The organism is Arenibacter sp. S6351L, from assembly GCF_023016025.1.
In the GTDB taxonomy this organism is placed as follows: Bacteria; Bacteroidota; Bacteroidia; order Flavobacteriales; family Flavobacteriaceae; genus Arenibacter; species Arenibacter algicola_B.
In genome coordinates this window covers 36047-50949 of sequence record NZ_JALKBB010000004.1, presented here as the reverse complement: position 1 = coordinate 50949, position 14903 = coordinate 36047, and the positions used below count along the sequence as shown (strand labels likewise).

19 protein-coding genes are annotated in these 14903 nt (G+C 38.5%); 4 read left to right on the top strand and 15 right to left on the bottom strand.

The genetic code is table 11. The features are described 5' to 3' along the window. The first annotated feature begins 170 nt into the window (after positions 1-170). Positions 171-1277: a Gfo/Idh/MocA family oxidoreductase gene (locus MWU82_RS04655; protein WP_247095411.1), complete on the top strand. Its 1107-nt coding sequence runs from the start codon at positions 171-173 to the stop codon at positions 1275-1277. 67 nt (positions 1278-1344) lie between these two features. On the opposite strand, the gene MWU82_RS04650 is transcribed toward MWU82_RS04655, so the two are convergent. Both MWU82_RS04650 and MWU82_RS04645 read right to left on the bottom strand, forming a co-directional pair. Beyond that, positions 1345-1815: a RidA family protein gene (locus MWU82_RS04650; RefSeq protein ID WP_247095410.1), complete on the bottom strand. Its 471-nt coding sequence runs from the start codon at positions 1813-1815 to the stop codon at positions 1345-1347. Between the two features lie 66 nt (positions 1816-1881). Beyond that, complete coding sequence (locus tag MWU82_RS04645) at positions 1882-2895, bottom strand: zinc-binding alcohol dehydrogenase family protein (RefSeq protein ID WP_247095409.1); 1014 nt, start codon at positions 2893-2895, stop codon at positions 1882-1884. 397 nt (positions 2896-3292) lie between these two features. Between MWU82_RS04645 and MWU82_RS04640 the strand changes: the two genes are divergently transcribed. Both MWU82_RS04640 and MWU82_RS04635 read left to right on the top strand, forming a co-directional pair. Further along, a complete protein-coding gene (locus MWU82_RS04640) occupies positions 3293-3508 on the top strand; it encodes a hypothetical protein (protein ID WP_215948133.1) in 216 nt (71 codons plus the stop codon). A 20-nt stretch (positions 3509-3528) separates the two neighbouring features. Next, positions 3529-3894: an ArsC/Spx/MgsR family protein gene (locus MWU82_RS04635; protein ID WP_247095408.1), complete on the top strand. Its 366-nt coding sequence runs from the start codon at positions 3529-3531 to the stop codon at positions 3892-3894. Between the two features lie 305 nt (positions 3895-4199). On the opposite strand, the gene MWU82_RS04630 is transcribed toward MWU82_RS04635, so the two are convergent. The 9 genes from MWU82_RS04630 to MWU82_RS04590 form a co-directional block, all read right to left on the bottom strand. Then, entirely contained in the window at positions 4200-5303 is a 1104-nt protein-coding gene (locus MWU82_RS04630) for a heparan-alpha-glucosaminide N-acetyltransferase domain-containing protein (RefSeq protein ID WP_215948131.1), read from the bottom strand. 195 nt (positions 5304-5498) lie between these two features. Then, a complete protein-coding gene (locus MWU82_RS04625) occupies positions 5499-5921 on the bottom strand; it encodes an OsmC family protein (RefSeq protein ID WP_247095407.1) in 423 nt (140 codons plus the stop codon). A 66-nt stretch (positions 5922-5987) separates the two neighbouring features. Next, complete coding sequence (locus MWU82_RS04620) at positions 5988-6536, bottom strand: carboxymuconolactone decarboxylase family protein (RefSeq protein WP_247095406.1); 549 nt, start codon at positions 6534-6536, stop codon at positions 5988-5990. Positions 6537-6604: 68 nt separating this feature from the next. After that, positions 6605-7465 (bottom strand): helix-turn-helix domain-containing protein, encoded by an 861-nt coding sequence (locus MWU82_RS04615; protein WP_215948128.1) that lies wholly within the window; start codon positions 7463-7465, stop codon positions 6605-6607. 288 nt (positions 7466-7753) lie between these two features. Then, positions 7754-8782: an agmatine deiminase family protein gene (locus MWU82_RS04610; RefSeq protein ID WP_247095405.1), complete on the bottom strand. Its 1029-nt coding sequence runs from the start codon at positions 8780-8782 to the stop codon at positions 7754-7756. Continuing rightward, positions 8783-9664, bottom strand: a complete 882-nt coding sequence (locus MWU82_RS04605; protein WP_215948126.1) for a carbon-nitrogen hydrolase — start codon at positions 9662-9664, stop codon at positions 8783-8785. It abuts the gene before it with no gap. A 103-nt stretch (positions 9665-9767) separates the two neighbouring features. Next, positions 9768-9974, bottom strand: a complete 207-nt coding sequence (locus MWU82_RS04600; RefSeq protein WP_247095404.1) for a hypothetical protein — start codon at positions 9972-9974, stop codon at positions 9768-9770. 14 nt (positions 9975-9988) lie between these two features. Next, the gene (locus tag MWU82_RS04595; RefSeq protein WP_247095403.1) at positions 9989-11089 is read right to left on the bottom strand and encodes an MBL fold metallo-hydrolase; all 1101 of its coding nucleotides are present in this window, start codon (positions 11087-11089) and stop codon (positions 9989-9991) included. A 101-nt stretch (positions 11090-11190) separates the two neighbouring features. After that, complete coding sequence (locus tag MWU82_RS04590) at positions 11191-11763, bottom strand: TetR/AcrR family transcriptional regulator (protein ID WP_215948123.1); 573 nt, start codon at positions 11761-11763, stop codon at positions 11191-11193. A gap of 196 nt (positions 11764-11959) precedes the next feature. On the opposite strand from MWU82_RS04590, the gene MWU82_RS04585 reads away from it, so the two are divergent. Next, on the top strand, positions 11960-12349 hold the full coding sequence (locus tag MWU82_RS04585; protein ID WP_247095402.1) for a DoxX family protein: 390 nt from the start codon (positions 11960-11962) through the stop codon (positions 12347-12349). A 230-nt stretch (positions 12350-12579) separates the two neighbouring features. On the opposite strand, the gene MWU82_RS04580 is transcribed toward MWU82_RS04585, so the two are convergent. The 4 genes from MWU82_RS04580 to MWU82_RS04565 all read right to left on the bottom strand — a co-directional run bounded on the left by MWU82_RS04580 (position 12580) and on the right by MWU82_RS04565 (position 14822). Next, positions 12580-13029: a KTSC domain-containing protein gene (locus MWU82_RS04580; RefSeq protein ID WP_215948122.1), complete on the bottom strand. Its 450-nt coding sequence runs from the start codon at positions 13027-13029 to the stop codon at positions 12580-12582. 118 nt (positions 13030-13147) lie between these two features. Continuing rightward, the gene (locus tag MWU82_RS04575; RefSeq protein WP_031444295.1) at positions 13148-13342 is read right to left on the bottom strand and encodes a cold shock domain-containing protein; all 195 of its coding nucleotides are present in this window, start codon (positions 13340-13342) and stop codon (positions 13148-13150) included. 327 nt (positions 13343-13669) lie between these two features. Continuing rightward, positions 13670-14053, bottom strand: coding sequence for a DUF3037 domain-containing protein (locus tag MWU82_RS04570; protein WP_247095401.1), 384 nt, complete (start codon positions 14051-14053; stop codon positions 13670-13672). After that, positions 14043-14822 (bottom strand): HipA family kinase, encoded by a 780-nt coding sequence (locus MWU82_RS04565; RefSeq protein WP_215948120.1) that lies wholly within the window; start codon positions 14820-14822, stop codon positions 14043-14045. The genes MWU82_RS04570 and MWU82_RS04565 overlap by 11 nt, the downstream gene beginning before the upstream one ends. Positions 14823-14903 lie beyond the last annotated feature (81 nt).

Here is a 14903-nt window from a genome sequence, read left to right as displayed (position 1 = left end):
AACGCCGAAATAGGTTTAGGCTTTGTATTGGCCAAGGACAGAACGCCTAATTTTTCGTCGTCAATGAATATGGATTTCAGAAGGTCTCCAAATTTTGACAAAACATTTCTTTATCTATTGCCGGTATAACTTCATTTTAGTTATTTTTAGGACACACAAATACGATCATTATGGGTTCTAGAAGAGATTTTTTGGGAAAATTAACCGTTTCCGCAATCAGTTTACCAATTTTATACAGTCCAGCAAAGCTGTTTGCTGCTTCCAGCAAGCCTTATGATGGGCCCATTTTAAGGGTTGCCATAATGGGACTTGGAAGTTATGGTACTCGAGTTGCCAAAGGCATGGAATCTTGCCAGAGAGCCAAGCTGGTGGGACTTATAAGTGGTACTCCATCAAAAGTGGTGGACTGGCGTGCCAAGTATGGCATACCCGAAAAAAATTGTTATAACTACGACAACTTTGATCAAATTAAAAACAACCCGGATATAGATGCCGTTTATGTTATTACCCCTAACGGACTGCATAAGGACCAAGTAATTAGGGTAGCCAAAGCAGGAAAACATGTAATCTGTGAAAAACCCATGGGCATCAATGCCAAAGAAGGGCAGGAAATGGTAGATGCCTGTAAAGCGGCAAATGTAAAATTATTGGTAGGCTATCGCATGCATTATGAACCCAAGACCGTAGAAGTAATACGCATGCGAAAGGCTGGAGAATTTGGAAAGCTCAAGTTCTTTCAAGGGCTATCTGGATTTACCATTGGAGACCCTACACAATGGCGATTGAATAAAAAACTGGCCGGTGGTGGCGCAATGATGGATATTGGTATTTATTCCATTAACGGAGCCCGGTACATGCTGGGCGAGGAACCAATTTGGGTTACGGCCCAAGAAACCAAGACAGATCCCGTAAAATTTAAGGAAGGTGTGGATGAAACCATACAATTTCAGATGGGGTTTCCCAGTGGTGCAACAGCTTCGTGTCTATCTACCTATGCCATGAGACATTTGGACCGTTTTTTTCTAAATGGAGAAAAGGGATTTGTAGAAATGCAACCCTCCACAGGCTATGGCCCAATTAAGGGCAGAACACATCAGGGAGAACTAACCCAGCCACATATAACCCACCAGACCCTTCAGATGGATGGTATGGCCCAACTTATTTTTGAAGGGGTACAACCTATTGTACCCGTCGACGGGGAGGAAGGTCTTAAAGATTTGAAAATTATCGATGCCATTTACAAGGCGGTGAAAACTGGAAAAAGGGTTGATTTATAATGTTTTAGCCTATTGTATTGCAGCTAATAATTTAAAACTAAAGTTGAGGTTTATTCCAAAACTTCACTTAATCTATCTCGGCAATTAAATAGACTATTACCGGAACATCCAATGGCGATTGATAAATGCCTATTGCCGATCGGGTGTGGATTCCCCTATCCCCAAACACTTCATTCATTACATCCGAAGCTCCGTCCAAGACATCTGAATGATCCTTGAACCCCTCAGCGGCCTGTATATGGCAGTCCAAGCGGATAATTTTTTTGACCCTTTCCAAGTCTTTTACTGCACCCTTTAGTTGGGCAATGGCATTAATGGCACAAATACGCGCACAGTTATACCCCTCCTCTATATTTAGGTCGCTCCCTACCCTACCGGTATAAGCCAAAACTCCAAACTCCCCATCTTTCCATGGTAACTGACCAGAGGTGTAAAGGGTATTATTACTAATTGTCCAGGAAACATAATTCCCCACTCCCCTAGGTGCCACTTTGGGCAGCACAATGCCCATGCTTACCAATTTTTCTTCAATGGTCATACATCCAATATTTTATCAATACAATACAAAAGTAACCTTTGAAAAATAAAACAATTACCTGTGTCCTTAAAATAAAATTACCGTTTTACCAATAGTTTTACCGGACTCCTGCATTTCATGTGCAGTCTTTAAGTTATTTACCGTAAGCCCGTAAAGCGTGGTAGTCAATGTAGTTTTTAAAGTGCCCTCATCCAATAATTGGGACATATGGTTTAAAATATCTTGTTGGCGCTCTATGTCCTCTGTATTATACATGGAGCGGGTGTACATAAACTCCCAAGAAAAGGTAACGCTCTTATTTTTTAATAAATTTAGATTTAAGGGTTTACTGCTACCAGTAATGGAAACAATGTGTCCCTGGGGTTTAATTATATCGGTCGCCAATTCCCAATAGCCCTCCAAATCCACGAAATCCAAAATATAGTTGACCTGACTATGACCAATCTTCTCCAATTCCTCTTTTAAATTGTAGTGATTCACTACATGATCCGCTCCCAAATCTTTGCACCAGGTTATGGAATCCTCCCTGGAAGCCGTGGCGATAACCGTAAGGTTACACAATTTCTTGGCCAATTGAATGGCGATGGAGCCTACCCCGCCGGCACCCGCTATGACCAGAACCGTTTTACCCCTGTCTTTTTCCGGGTCGATCCTAATACGGTCGAACAGCGCTTCGTAGGCGGTTAAGCTTGTCAAGGGCATGGCCGCTGCCTCGGGTACACTCAAATTTTTAGGTTTGTGCCCAACAATCCGTTCATCTATTAGCTGATATTCGGCATTGCAACCACTTCTGGTAATGTCTCCGGCATAATATACCTCGTCCCCTACCTTATACTTTGAAGTTTTATCACCTACGGCCTCCACGATTCCTACCGCATCCCATCCAATAATTTTAGGAGTGTCCAACACCATATCCTTTGCGGCATTTTGTCTAATTTTAAAGTCGACCGGGTTGACGGATATAGCCCATATTTTAACCAACAAATCATATCCCGTTGGGGTTGGTTTCTCAGTTTCAAAGGCTATAAAACTATTCTTTTCCGTAATGGGTAATGATTGTTTAAATCCTATTGCTTTCATTATTATTTTTCTTTTTATTGGCCCTTAAGTTTAGTAGTACCCTACCAACTGTACATAGCAGTGACATTTTTAAAAACCTATAAATGTGCTTTTGCACAAGTAAAGCTTCTAGATTCATAAATATAATTGAATTGTTCCAAATAGAGATGGTTTCAAAAAATTAACCCAATATGGAGGTACAATAAGCCTTTAATTACTTTAAAAATAAAAGAACAGGACTTTGGTTCGTCGAGAACAGGACATAGGTCGTAATCCATATCAGTTTTTTTTATTATTGAGTCGGCTTCCTATTCCATGAAGTTTTTCTGAGGAGGAATTATGATTTACATGACCGTCATCAGGGTTTAAAACTAAAAACTTCTTTATATTTATAGTATCAATCAATACATTTTTCACCATGAATGATTTAAGAAAAGTATTAGGCGAAATTTCGCAGCTCACTTCCGATATTGAAACCAATTATCCTGAGCTATATCGTTCTTTGGATGAAAATCCTTTGACTATTCCTGCAAAAAGTCACCCCCATGTAAACAAGGAAGATTTAAAAGAATATTTGGAGAGTTTAAAGCAATTGATAAAACATCATTTAGAGACCCATACAAAAAATGGGTAAGACAATTTTAAAATAAACCTATGGGAGAAATAGCTACCTCGGAAAGACAGATAACACTATATTACAGTTCCAAATCCACAAGAGCCAAGCAAACCTTGGCCTATGCCAAAGCTGAAGGATTGCCGATATTTGAAATTGACATCCTTAAAGTCCCTTTAACAGGGACCCAAATTGCTGAATTGGCGGATAGGTTAGGTATTGAGGTAAAGGATTTGGTGAACCAAGAACATCCATCTTATAAAGCCCATTTTGATCCCCACGAATTTTCTACAGACGATTGGATAAAAATGATTAGGCACAACCCTGAGATTATGAAGCAACCCATTGCCATCCGCGGTAAAATGACCATTTTAGTGGAAACCCCTACGGATATTATTAAAATTTAATATTTCTCATTTATCTTTAGTTGACATAAATTAACTATATATTCATATCCTGCTTTAAATCAATCAATTAAAATATTTATATCATATCCCCTAGAGAACAGTCGGGAAATCCGTGTTTTTCAAAACGGTAATAAGGATAAGGTCTCGACTGCGCTCGACCTGACATACCTCCACTGCGCTAAACATGACAAACCTATACTACGCTAGACCGGTCCTTTAAGGAAGCCTCTTAATTTTAATTTCTTTCTTAAGGTTGATTTTGCAAGTTGCCATACAACTTCCCTTGTTCAAATACAAGGTAGGGATTAGACCTTAATGTAAATCTTCTTTTTGTCCAACCAAAGACCTATCAACCAACATAACATCATAAAGACCAAGGCGAAGACGAAAGACCCGTAATAAGGTCCGAACCAACTGAATCCCTTTTCGTAGATATAATTGTACAAACTTTGATTTTCATTAACGCGGACAAAAAGCAAAGTAATGGCCAAATATTCCGAGAGTAGGTAAATGAAGAGCGAGTTCTTTCCAAAGACTTCGAAGAAATTAAAGTTTATCGGCTTTTTAAGAAATTCTATAGCATAAATAAGAATGGACAACACAACTATGTCGAGGCCAATGGTAAGAATCACAAACGAACTTGTCCATAACTTCTTGTTGACAGGAAAGCTTAAATTCCAAAAATACGCAACGGCCAATAACCCTGCAGCTATCATGAACATTTTGGCCAATTTTTCATAAGAAATACCCCCTTGAATAACAAACTTTCCAACTAGATACCCTGCTATTACATTACAGATAGCCGGCAACGTACTTAACAGCCCTTCTGGATCGAACGGAAGTCCATCACCCCCATAAAGGTGACTGTCACCAAGAATTAACCTGTCAAGGGTTCTCACCAGGTTGCCTTCTAAGGTATAGTCGCCAAAGGCACTGAGCAACCCCCAATAGCCAAGGAGGATAATTGCAGAGGCGATAATAAGCTGGCGGTTGGTAAGGAAATAAATCATGGTTGCTCCAATAAAATAACAAATTGCTATTCGCTGTAACACTCCCAATATCCGCGTTTCACTAAATGGAACCAAGGCCAGGTCCCCGGAGTCTGTCCATGACACAAAAGGAAACCAATACATTAGATATCCCAATAAAAAGATAATTAAGGTCCTTTTTATAATTTTCTGAAAAACTTCGGACAGGGGTTTGTCGGCCCATCTGGTCTTAACGAATGCAAAAGCATTTCCTACCGCAAAAAGAAAAGAAGGAAAAACCAAGTCGGTCGGAGTAAAACCATTCCATTTTGCATGTAATAACGGGGCGAAGGTAAGGTCCCAATCCCCTGGAGTATTAACGATTATCATTAAACAAATAGTCAATCCGCGGAAGACGTCGAGAGCCTTGAATCTTTTCATGATAAATTACATATTATTTAAGCTCTAAGTTAATCAGTACAATTGTTCTACCAAATTAATTACTCTTTTTCATTGATTCTTAATAAAATCTATATATACGACCTTTAAGACTGGAATGTATTGTGGGATATTAAAAAAGTAACCCCGATGTAAACACCGGGGCTAATTTAATTGAAAATATAATGGATTATTAATCTATACCTCCACAGGCTCCAATTGTGCTGATTCCTGAAATTCCCATTCTCCCCTGACCAGTCTGGTAACATAACAATTGTCCGCCTCACGGACCAATAGCTCCCTTTGCTCCTCGGTGAGATTTCCCTGAATTTGGATGTTGGATTCCACTATGGTTTTAAAGCTGCCATTGGGCTGGCGCACTGCCGTTTGTTCCAATTGGGCATCCACCTCCCCTATTTCCCAGCCTTTTCTTCTGGCAACATTTCTTATTGTGGCCACTTTACACATGGAGATTCCTGCCAATACCAATTCCACTGGGGAAAACCCTAAATCGGTACCTTTGGAAGGGATGGGCTCGTCCCCAAGTATAGCGTGTTTTCCATTGCTTATGACTGACTGGTAGCCTACCGGTAAATTCTTGATGTTTATTTTTGTACTCATTTTGTTTCTTATTTTTGACCCATTGGATTTATTGACACCCAAGGGTGTTTATTTACTAATACTGATTTATATATCTGCTGTCTGGAGTTCTTCCGCTAAAGGGAAATCTATTTTAAAATTCGCCAAATTGTGAATTAGATTACTAATCGTCTTGTCTCCAATAACTATAACCACATCGATCATATTGGCCTCGGTATAACCGGCACCAAAAAGTTCTTCCTTCACTTTTTCAGAGGCCTTTCCGTTATTCTGAACTGTAGACAATACAAACTTCGCCAAAGCATCCAGTTTCGTGTCAAAACTTGCAGCACCCGTCCTAATCTCTAAAATTTGATCTTCGGTAAACCCGTTCATTTTACCAATTTGTGTATGGGCAGATAAACAGTAGTTACATCCATTGAACTGACTCACCACTAGATTAATAACTTCTTTTTCCTTTGCCTTTAAGGTAGTTTTACGATTCTGCAATGCTAGGTAATCGCCCAATGCCGTCTCATTCTTTGCATAATAGGCATACAAATTAGGGACGAATCCTACTGCCTTTTTCAGATTGTCGAAAATTGCTTGATTGTTCGTTGATACTTCTTCTCTAATTGGTACTTGAAATCTTTCCATTGTATTGTATTTTAATTGTTGTACTTAATTTTAACAATGCAAAGATGCGACCTGGAAGATGGGTTTTGTTAGGTAGTAATTCCCGAAGAATTGGCAATTGTTCCCAAATCCCCTTTTTCTTTATATTCCGAAGGGGAAATACCCTCTTGTTTCTTAAAAAATCGACTAAAAGCCTGGATGTCATCAAATCCAAGTTCGTAGGCGATTTCCTTGACGGGCCTATCTGTATAGTACAGCATCCGCCTGGCTTCTAAAGCTATCCGGTCATGGATATATTTCAAGGGCGATTTCGAATCCATTTTTGAAAAAACATTGGATATGGTTTTTGGAGACTTATGCAGCAATTCGGCATATTCCGCAACACTATGTTTGTATCTAAAATGCTGCTCAACTAGAAAATTAAATTCCCTAACAAGATCGGTTTCATTACGCTCTGCGGGATAGTTTTCCTGATTTTTATAACGTCTGGCGCACAATATCAAGTAACGCTTAAGCATCATTTGCAACATATCTATCTGCAAATTATCATTGGATTCCATTTCTATTGTGAACATTTTCCAAAGCGTATCAAATTTTTCATGATCCTCCTGGGCAAGGGTTATAACCGGGAGTTGGGAAGCGCCAAAGAACAGGATACCCTTACATCCTACCTCGCTGTCATGATCAAGAATACAGTAAAAAGGTCTATTAAACCTTAAAAATCTAATTTCTCCAATTTTCTTGGGAACAATTTGATGGAACTCCGTTAAAAAAATGATTTGGTTTTTAGAAAACACTTCTTCCTTTCCATCTATAACAAGAATATTGGTATCGGATTGAAACCACAAAATAGTGAGGCTACTTTCAATTTGCTCTTTTAATATATCACAACTATGGTTATCAATAGTTTTTAAAAAAAGATACTCATCCGTATGCCCTATAAATTTCATAAACCGCTCCTTGTTTTTCAAATACTTTTTATACGTACATAGATTGCTCCACAATACCCGTAATTAGCATTTTCTTCTCTTTGTTGGTCGTAAGAATATACTATTGCTTTCATGTCAAAAGCAATGCACACCAATATGTAAAATAGAATACAAAAACTTTTTGCTAGGGCAACTTGTAGCCATCCAAAATATAGAGCGCAGATTGAACCTACCTATTGGAAGATAGGCATGGTCTAGTAATGAAATGTCTGGAGGAACAAAGTAGGAACCTATTAATAGCCAATAAAACTAGACCGGGATTTGCTGGCTCAAACAATGCAGCGTCCCAAAACCCCATATTAAATCAATGGCACTAATACCTATGACTTCCCTATCCGGAAAGCAGGTGGCCAAAGTATTTAACGCAATTCTATCTGCAGCATCATTGAATGTAGGAACCAACACACAGTTGTTAAGAATCAAAAAATTGGCATAACTGGCGGGCAGGGTCAAACCCTCAAAAACTATATCCTTTGGCATAGGAAGGGCTACGATTTTTGGCGATTGACCATTTTCCAACTTAGCCTCTTTTAGGCGCTGTAAATTATCTTGAAGGGCCTTATAATTTTTGTGCTTCGGGTTGGACTCCACTACCGTTACTATAGTTTCAGCATCCACAAATCTGCACAAATCGTCAATATGACCATGGGTGTCGTCTCCTGTAATGCCATCTCCCACCCAAATGGTATTGGTTATACCCAGGTATTCCTTAAAGATAGCTTCATAATCCGTTTTGGTAAAGTTGGCATTTCTTATCTGTATTGTTGGATGTAAAAGACACTCCTCTGAAGTAATCAAGGTTCCCTTACCATTCACTTCCAACGCCCCACCTTCCAAAACAACGGGTTTTCCATTGTAAACCACTTGTGTCAAAGGTACTTCCAAGATTTCCGAAATGGCCATGGGCACCTTTCTATCCAGTTTATAATTGGAATATTTGGCCCAACCATTAAAATTAAAGTTTAAGGCTTCCCGGTTCTTGCCATTTTTAACAATAATGGGCCCGGAATCCCGCATCCAACTACGGTTGGTTTTCTGAACTATAAAAGTTATCCTTTTAAGATTCACGGTGGCCATTTCCAACATTTCCGTAACCTTTTCCCGGTGTTGGGCACTGTCCACTACCAAAAAAACCTGTTCATAGGATGTTACCTTCTTAATAAATTCTACAAAGGCCCATTGTATGGCCCCGTACTTACCTGGCCAATCGTTACCGTTATGGGGAAAACAGAGCAAAATGCCCTCCTGTTTTTCCCATTCTGCAGGAAACCTTCTCATTTAGTCCAAAGCTCTTTTGGTGATATCGGCAAAGGCATCTATACGACGATCCCTAAAAAACGGCCAATTCTGACGTACATTTTCCTGTAGATCCAGATCCACTTCTGCTATCAGGATCTCTTCCTTATCATGGGAGGCCTCGGCCAAAATTTCACCTTGCGGGCCTGCAATAAATGACTTTCCCCAAAACTCAATACCGGCTGTATTGGGGAGGTATTGCTCCAAGCCAATTCTATTGGCAGCAGCCACAAATATCCCGTTGGCCACGGCGTGACCTTTCATTACATTCATCCAAGCATTATATTGCTTTTCCCCATATTCTTCCTTTTCTTGGGGATGCCAGCCAATGGCAGTTGGGTAAAATAAGACTTCAGCACCTTTAAGCGCAGTAAGTCTAGCCGCTTCAGGATACCATTGGTCCCAACATATTAGGGTGCCTATATTACCTTTTTTGGTGGGATTGTTCTTAAAGCCCAGATCCCCAGGGGTAAAATAGAATTTTTCATAAAAATGTGGATCGTCCGGAATGTGCATTTTTCTATATAGTCCGGCTTCCGTACCGTCGGTATCAATGATATACGCGCTGTTGTGATAAATACCGGCCATTCGCTTTTCAAAGAATGGTACAATAATTACCACCCCCAGCTCCTTGGCCAAAGCACTAAAGGCTTTAAAGGAGGTACCGTACAATGGCTCTGCCAAGGCAAAATTGTCCGTATCCTCACTTTGGCAAAAATAATGGCTACTGTATAGTTCAGGGAGACAAATAACCTCTGCCCCTTGCTCAGCTGCTTTTTTAACCCAGGTGATGCACTTTTTTAAATTGTTTTCGGCAACATCATTGAGGTTTAACTGTACTACTGCAATCTTATATTTCTTCATATTGTTATAATAAAAGATGCTGCAAAAGTAATATTTATTATATAATATATGGCCCATTTATAGGCTGGGCACAAAAAGAACTTATCAATGGTAAACCACGCCCCTAAATCAGCTCTTTGCAGAAATAACCGTTGGAATTTAATACTACTTCCACATGCGTTGCAATATCTCCAACAGTTTCAATACGTAGTATATTATCGGAATCCTCAAAATCAAAATCTACTTTTAATATCTCCTTGAACAGATTTAAAAACTGTCTGACCCTTGACTCTTGTTCTTCATTTATATTAGTCTTAAAAATTGTTATCATAAGCTATTTCAGGGTTATTTCCACCACTCGGAGGTTGATTCTTCCAATCGATCAAGGTTGATAGGTTCGCCAATTCTTGGAGTCAACACATTCAAATTTAGTTCCTTTGCCCTGTTGGTAACCCGTTCTACAGGTTCTGTCCAAGGATGCATTGCCAACTTAAAGGCCCCCCAGTGAATTGGCATTATTTGTTTTGCCCTCACATCCAATCCTGCCTGGGCCGTCTCCTCTGGAAACATATGAATATCGGGCCACATCTCATTGTACTGTCCGCATTCTATCATCGCAAAATCGAAAGGTCCGTATTTGTTTCCTATTTCCTTAAAATGCGGGCCATAGCCACTGTCTCCGCTAAAGAAAATATTATCGGTTTCCGATTGTACTATCCAAGAACTCCATAAAGTGTTTGCCCTATCGGTAAATCCCCTTCCTGAAAAATGCTGGGCCGGGGTACATCTGAAAACCAATCCCTCGTGGGTTACTTCCTGCCACCAATCCAACTCCACAATACGCTCTTTTTCCACTCCCCATTTTTGCAGGTGTGCCCCTACCCCTAAAGGAGTATAAAACATATTCACCTTCTCTTTTAATTTCTGTATGGAACCGTAGTCCAAATGATCATAATGATCATGGGAAATAATCACGGCATCTATTACCGGAAGTTTTTCTACAGCAATCGGTAGTTCCCTACTAAATCTATTACTACCCAACATGGGATGTGGTGCAGGCACCTTACCGAACATGGGATCGATCAAAATTGTTATGTTGTTCATTTGCAACAGAAAAGCCGAATGACCAAACCAGATAAGACGTGTACTGTCTTTGTAATTAACTATATCTATGGAATCCAACTTCTCCACGGGAATATTCCGACCGGGCTTGGTATGGGTTGAGGCTCCAAAGTAGCCTGCCAGACTTTTTCCCATATCGCGCATACTCATATCAAGTTTTACGTGTTCCTTATTGATGAACTTACCATCCTTATAGTTGGGCGATTTAATATAGATCCTTTTCTGCTCCATGGTAGGAGCACCTCCAAACTCGGGGCTTAAATACAAAAACAGAACCCCTATTACTACCACTAATAGAAATCCACTTCCAATTACTATACTCATTTTCTTTATTATTTTTTTCAATGGACAATTACTTTTCGCCGCGAATGCCGCATTTGATACACTTATTATCGAATATTTATTCTGTTTTGATTCAAAAAAAACTAGCTTTTAATGGCATCCCAAACCATAGAGAACATAAAGTCGATATTTTTCTGGTTCAATTCCATTTTTCCATCCATAATTAATTTTACGGTTTCCCCCATTAAGGCTCCAATTATGCCCATTAGTATGTTATTGTCTACATTCTTGAGCAGGCCTTCCTTTTTCCCCAGTTCAATAAGGTTCATTGCCATTTTACTTTTAGTCTCCTTTACGGATATGGGTACTTTTTCGTAATAAGGCGATTTTTTCAACTGCTCTAAAAAGCTCATTTCCCTTTTATGGTTAATACTGAAATTGATCCAAAATAACCATAACATTTTTAGTTTTAGTTTATAGGGCAAATCCTCCGTTATTTCCTGTTCGCTTCTCTGGGTTTCCCTTTCTATAAGCTCTATGGCAATAGATACAATTAAATCTTCTTTATTCTTGTAATATACATAGAGTGTAGATACCGAAAGACCAACGCGATTGGCCAGGTCCGCCATCTTTATTCCGGCAAATCCCCTTTCAAAAACAACATCCAATGTGTTTTCTACAATCGCCAATTGTTTTGTTTCATCTTTTACCCTCACGCCGCAAATATATAATTTAAAATCGAATAAATATTCGTTTATACAAAATTTTGTTATTTAACGTATCACTGCTAAAACAATTGATAAGGCAACTTAAAAATAGAATCAATAATTTAATACTTAGTGGAAATTCAATGGGATAATTCCTATATTAGGAATGAAAAACCTTGACCAATTTTAAATTAACCAAAGACCTATGCTTATTTCTTACTTCATGATTGCGGCCAAGATCATTATTTTTATAAGCATTATAAATGTATGGTTTATTCGCTTCAACAAACCCACTCCATGGCGAGGAGGTGATTCCAAATCCATGAAGGAAGAATTTGAAACTTATCGCCTTTCGCCTGCAATTATGTATACAGTAGGCACCATTAAGGTTACTCTTGCGGTATTATTATTGGTATCTATTTGGATAAAGGATCTGAGTACCCCTGCCGCAGGTGCCATGGGAATATTCATGTTAGGTGCTATTGCCATGCATTTTAAGGCCGATGATCCAAATATTAAGTCCTTGCCCGCCTTGATCTTATTTCTGTTATCAATCGGAATTGTTGTTGCCGAAGTACTCTTGGAGGGCATATAAATACCGAATTGTATTAGATTTTTTATTAGCCCATACTGTTTTAAGCAAGGAATAGTCCTTTGGAATTAAATTTCCAAAGTAGGTTTGTTTTGATTAGTATAATAGTTAAAGCGCAAACCAACGTTTCAACACCGCCTTAAAAAAGAAAAAGCCCAATGGGCCTTTACTTTTTACGTCCTACAGCAAAACAATTCAAATGGCTCAACTGGCCAAATAATTATCTTAACGCACTATGCTTCTTGCAGCTGTTTTTTGGATTGTCTATACGTATATTTAGGGTAGATCATGCGCTTTGCAAAACGATTCACCGTATTGGAATTGACCATCTTTATATAAACCTGTTTGGTAACGCCAAAGTACTCATAAGTAGACCCATCCATAAAGGTAATTTCCAATAAAAGGCCTTTGTGATGATAATCGGCTATACCGGAATTGGTTATTGTTTCCGTATAGGCCTCCAAGTTTGCAGCTTTGGTTTCAGGAGCTATACTCACCAAAAAATGGTAGCCGTCTATAATCTTTCTACTGTTCACTTCTGCCTCTTCACGCTTACTGTCCCCTTCTTGAAATTTATCCGGATGCCATTCCTTTACCAAGTCGCGGTAACTTTTCTTAAGTACCTTTAGATCGATCTCCCTTTCTATTCCAAATAATTTCTTGTATTCGTTTATGCGCTTCATAATAATAATTTTACAGGGCGCGAAACTACGTCTAATTTCTTACAACCCGATGTATTTAACAAACAAAAAAAAGCCCATCAGATTTGATGGGCTTTTTCATTAAACATGGAAGTATATATTATATAACTTGTACGTTTACTGCGTTTAATCCTTTGTTACCTTCTTTTAGGTCAAAAGATACTTCATCGCCTTCGCGAATTTCATCAATTAAACCTGAAATGTGTACAAAATGATCCTTTTCAACACCTTCTTCAGTGATAAAACCAAAACCTTTTGTGTCGTTGAAAAATTTTACTGTTCCTTTACTACTCATCGTAATGTAATTAAATTTATTATAATATTATCCTGCAAAGATGGCGCTAATAATTTAAAAAACAGCTATTTACTTCATTTATATTTACTAACAATATTTTTAGAAACATAAAACTGGGTGTTTTTACTTAAACAATTGCCCATTTAAAAACACTGTATCCTGCTATAAGCCTGACCTTTATACCTTTTCTACGGATTAACCCCTAAGGTCATATATAAGCTCGTGGTGGAATAAATAAACTTCAATTCTCGAATATGAACTCCCTGTTTTAAGATCAACAATTAATCATTAAATTCATGTATACCCTACTCTACGCCATCGTTCCTACTATAAAACGTAGCTTTCGAATAGATTTTCCAATTCTTTTTTTGGATCTTGGCATAGGCCCGAATGAGTTTCCGAACTCTGAATCATAGTACTCCTGGAGGCAGTTAACCAACGGAACCTATCAGGTAAATCCAGTTTGCCGATAGTTCCTCCAGAAGGTGCTCCCTTACATACCAATGTCCAAGCCTTTAAATATTCATCTATAGCATTAATATCAATTTCGTTTGTGAAACATTTCAATTTTTTGGGGTCTACTAAATATTTTACTTCCAAAAATTTCTTCCGTCTTGAAAAAAGTATTACCCCAATATTAAAGAACTCGGCACGCTCCACTTTAGGAACAAGTCTAATAATTGCGTATTCGTATTTGTCCTTATCTTGCATTTTCAGACTCTTTAACTAATGTATCGATCATGGCAAGTTTGGCATTTATATATTCGATATAGGCCGCTCTAATTTCATCAGGATTTAAATCATCGGCCTCGTCCAACAACCATTCCTCAGGTATTAACGCAATGATTTCAGCAATTTTATCAGTATTAAGTGAACTTTTAATTACCAATGCCGCCTCATCCAACTCAGTGGCAAACTCTAAAAGCACATGGTCTTTTATTAGCGGAAAGGTTCTTGTAAGATGATTTTTCCAAGTTTCCCAGTTATGGTGAAAATAAAAACTTGCACCATTATCAATTACCCACAATTCATTGTTCCATTGCAATAAGTTGGTGTTTTTTGCCGTCCTGTCAATATTACTCATAATGCTATCCAGCAGTACAACTTTAGATGCGATCAAAGCATCTACCTTGGAAACCAATGGATCATAAGTTATGGCACTGGACAAAAAATGCAAGCCTAGGTTGAGACCTACACTAAATTTAAGTAAATCCTGAACTTCCTCATCCGGTTCTGTCTTGCTAAATGAATCATCTAGATTCATAAACACTAATTCAGGTACCTTAAGTCCTATGGCCCGGGCCAACTCGCCTCCAATTAGTTCCGCTATTAATGCCTTTTTTCCTTGACCTGCCCCTCTGAATTTTAAAACATATAAAAATCCATCGTCGGCTTTTACAATCGCCGGCAAGGAACCACCTTCACGTAAAGGTTTTATATATTGAACAACATCAACCGTTCTTATATCAATTGAATTCATAAGCACGAAGATAAAAAAAGTTAGTTGTGTAAAATAGAATTTGTATTCCCGTGAATTGGTCTGTTTTTTTTCAGATCGAAG

Bases quoted from the DNA above. Each gene is read 5' to 3' on its own strand.
- MWU82_RS04655 (WP_247095411.1), top strand. From the start codon at position 171: ATGGGTTCTAGAAGAGATTTTTTGGGAAAATTAACCGTTTCCGCAATC.
- MWU82_RS04650 (WP_247095410.1), bottom strand. From the start codon at position 1,815: ATGACCATTGAAGAAAAATTGGTAAGCATGGGCATTGTGCTGCCCAAA.
- MWU82_RS04645 (WP_247095409.1), bottom strand. From the start codon at position 2,895: ATGAAAGCAATAGGATTTAAACAATCATTACCCATTACGGAAAAGAAT.
- MWU82_RS04640 (WP_215948133.1), top strand. From the start codon at position 3,293: ATGAATGATTTAAGAAAAGTATTAGGCGAAATTTCGCAGCTCACTTCC.
- MWU82_RS04635 (WP_247095408.1), top strand. From the start codon at position 3,529: ATGGGAGAAATAGCTACCTCGGAAAGACAGATAACACTATATTACAGT.
- MWU82_RS04630 (WP_215948131.1), bottom strand. From the start codon at position 5,303: ATGAAAAGATTCAAGGCTCTCGACGTCTTCCGCGGATTGACTATTTGT.
- MWU82_RS04625 (WP_247095407.1), bottom strand. From the start codon at position 5,921: ATGAGTACAAAAATAAACATCAAGAATTTACCGGTAGGCTACCAGTCA.
- MWU82_RS04620 (WP_247095406.1), bottom strand. From the start codon at position 6,536: ATGGAAAGATTTCAAGTACCAATTAGAGAAGAAGTATCAACGAACAAT.
- MWU82_RS04615 (WP_215948128.1), bottom strand. From the start codon at position 7,465: ATGAAATTTATAGGGCATACGGATGAGTATCTTTTTTTAAAAACTATT.
- MWU82_RS04610 (WP_247095405.1), bottom strand. From the start codon at position 8,782: ATGAGAAGGTTTCCTGCAGAATGGGAAAAACAGGAGGGCATTTTGCTC.
- MWU82_RS04605 (WP_215948126.1), bottom strand. From the start codon at position 9,664: ATGAAGAAATATAAGATTGCAGTAGTACAGTTAAACCTCAATGATGTT.
- MWU82_RS04600 (WP_247095404.1), bottom strand. From the start codon at position 9,974: ATGATAACAATTTTTAAGACTAATATAAATGAAGAACAAGAGTCAAGG.
- MWU82_RS04595 (WP_247095403.1), bottom strand. From the start codon at position 11,089: ATGAGTATAGTAATTGGAAGTGGATTTCTATTAGTGGTAGTAATAGGG.
- MWU82_RS04585 (WP_247095402.1), top strand. From the start codon at position 11,960: ATGCTTATTTCTTACTTCATGATTGCGGCCAAGATCATTATTTTTATA.
- MWU82_RS04580 (WP_215948122.1), bottom strand. From the start codon at position 13,029: ATGAAGCGCATAAACGAATACAAGAAATTATTTGGAATAGAAAGGGAG.
- MWU82_RS04575 (WP_031444295.1), bottom strand. From the start codon at position 13,342: ATGAGTAGTAAAGGAACAGTAAAATTTTTCAACGACACAAAAGGTTTT.
- MWU82_RS04570 (WP_247095401.1), bottom strand. From the start codon at position 14,053: ATGCAAGATAAGGACAAATACGAATACGCAATTATTAGACTTGTTCCT.
- MWU82_RS04565 (WP_215948120.1), bottom strand. From the start codon at position 14,822: ATGAATTCAATTGATATAAGAACGGTTGATGTTGTTCAATATATAAAA.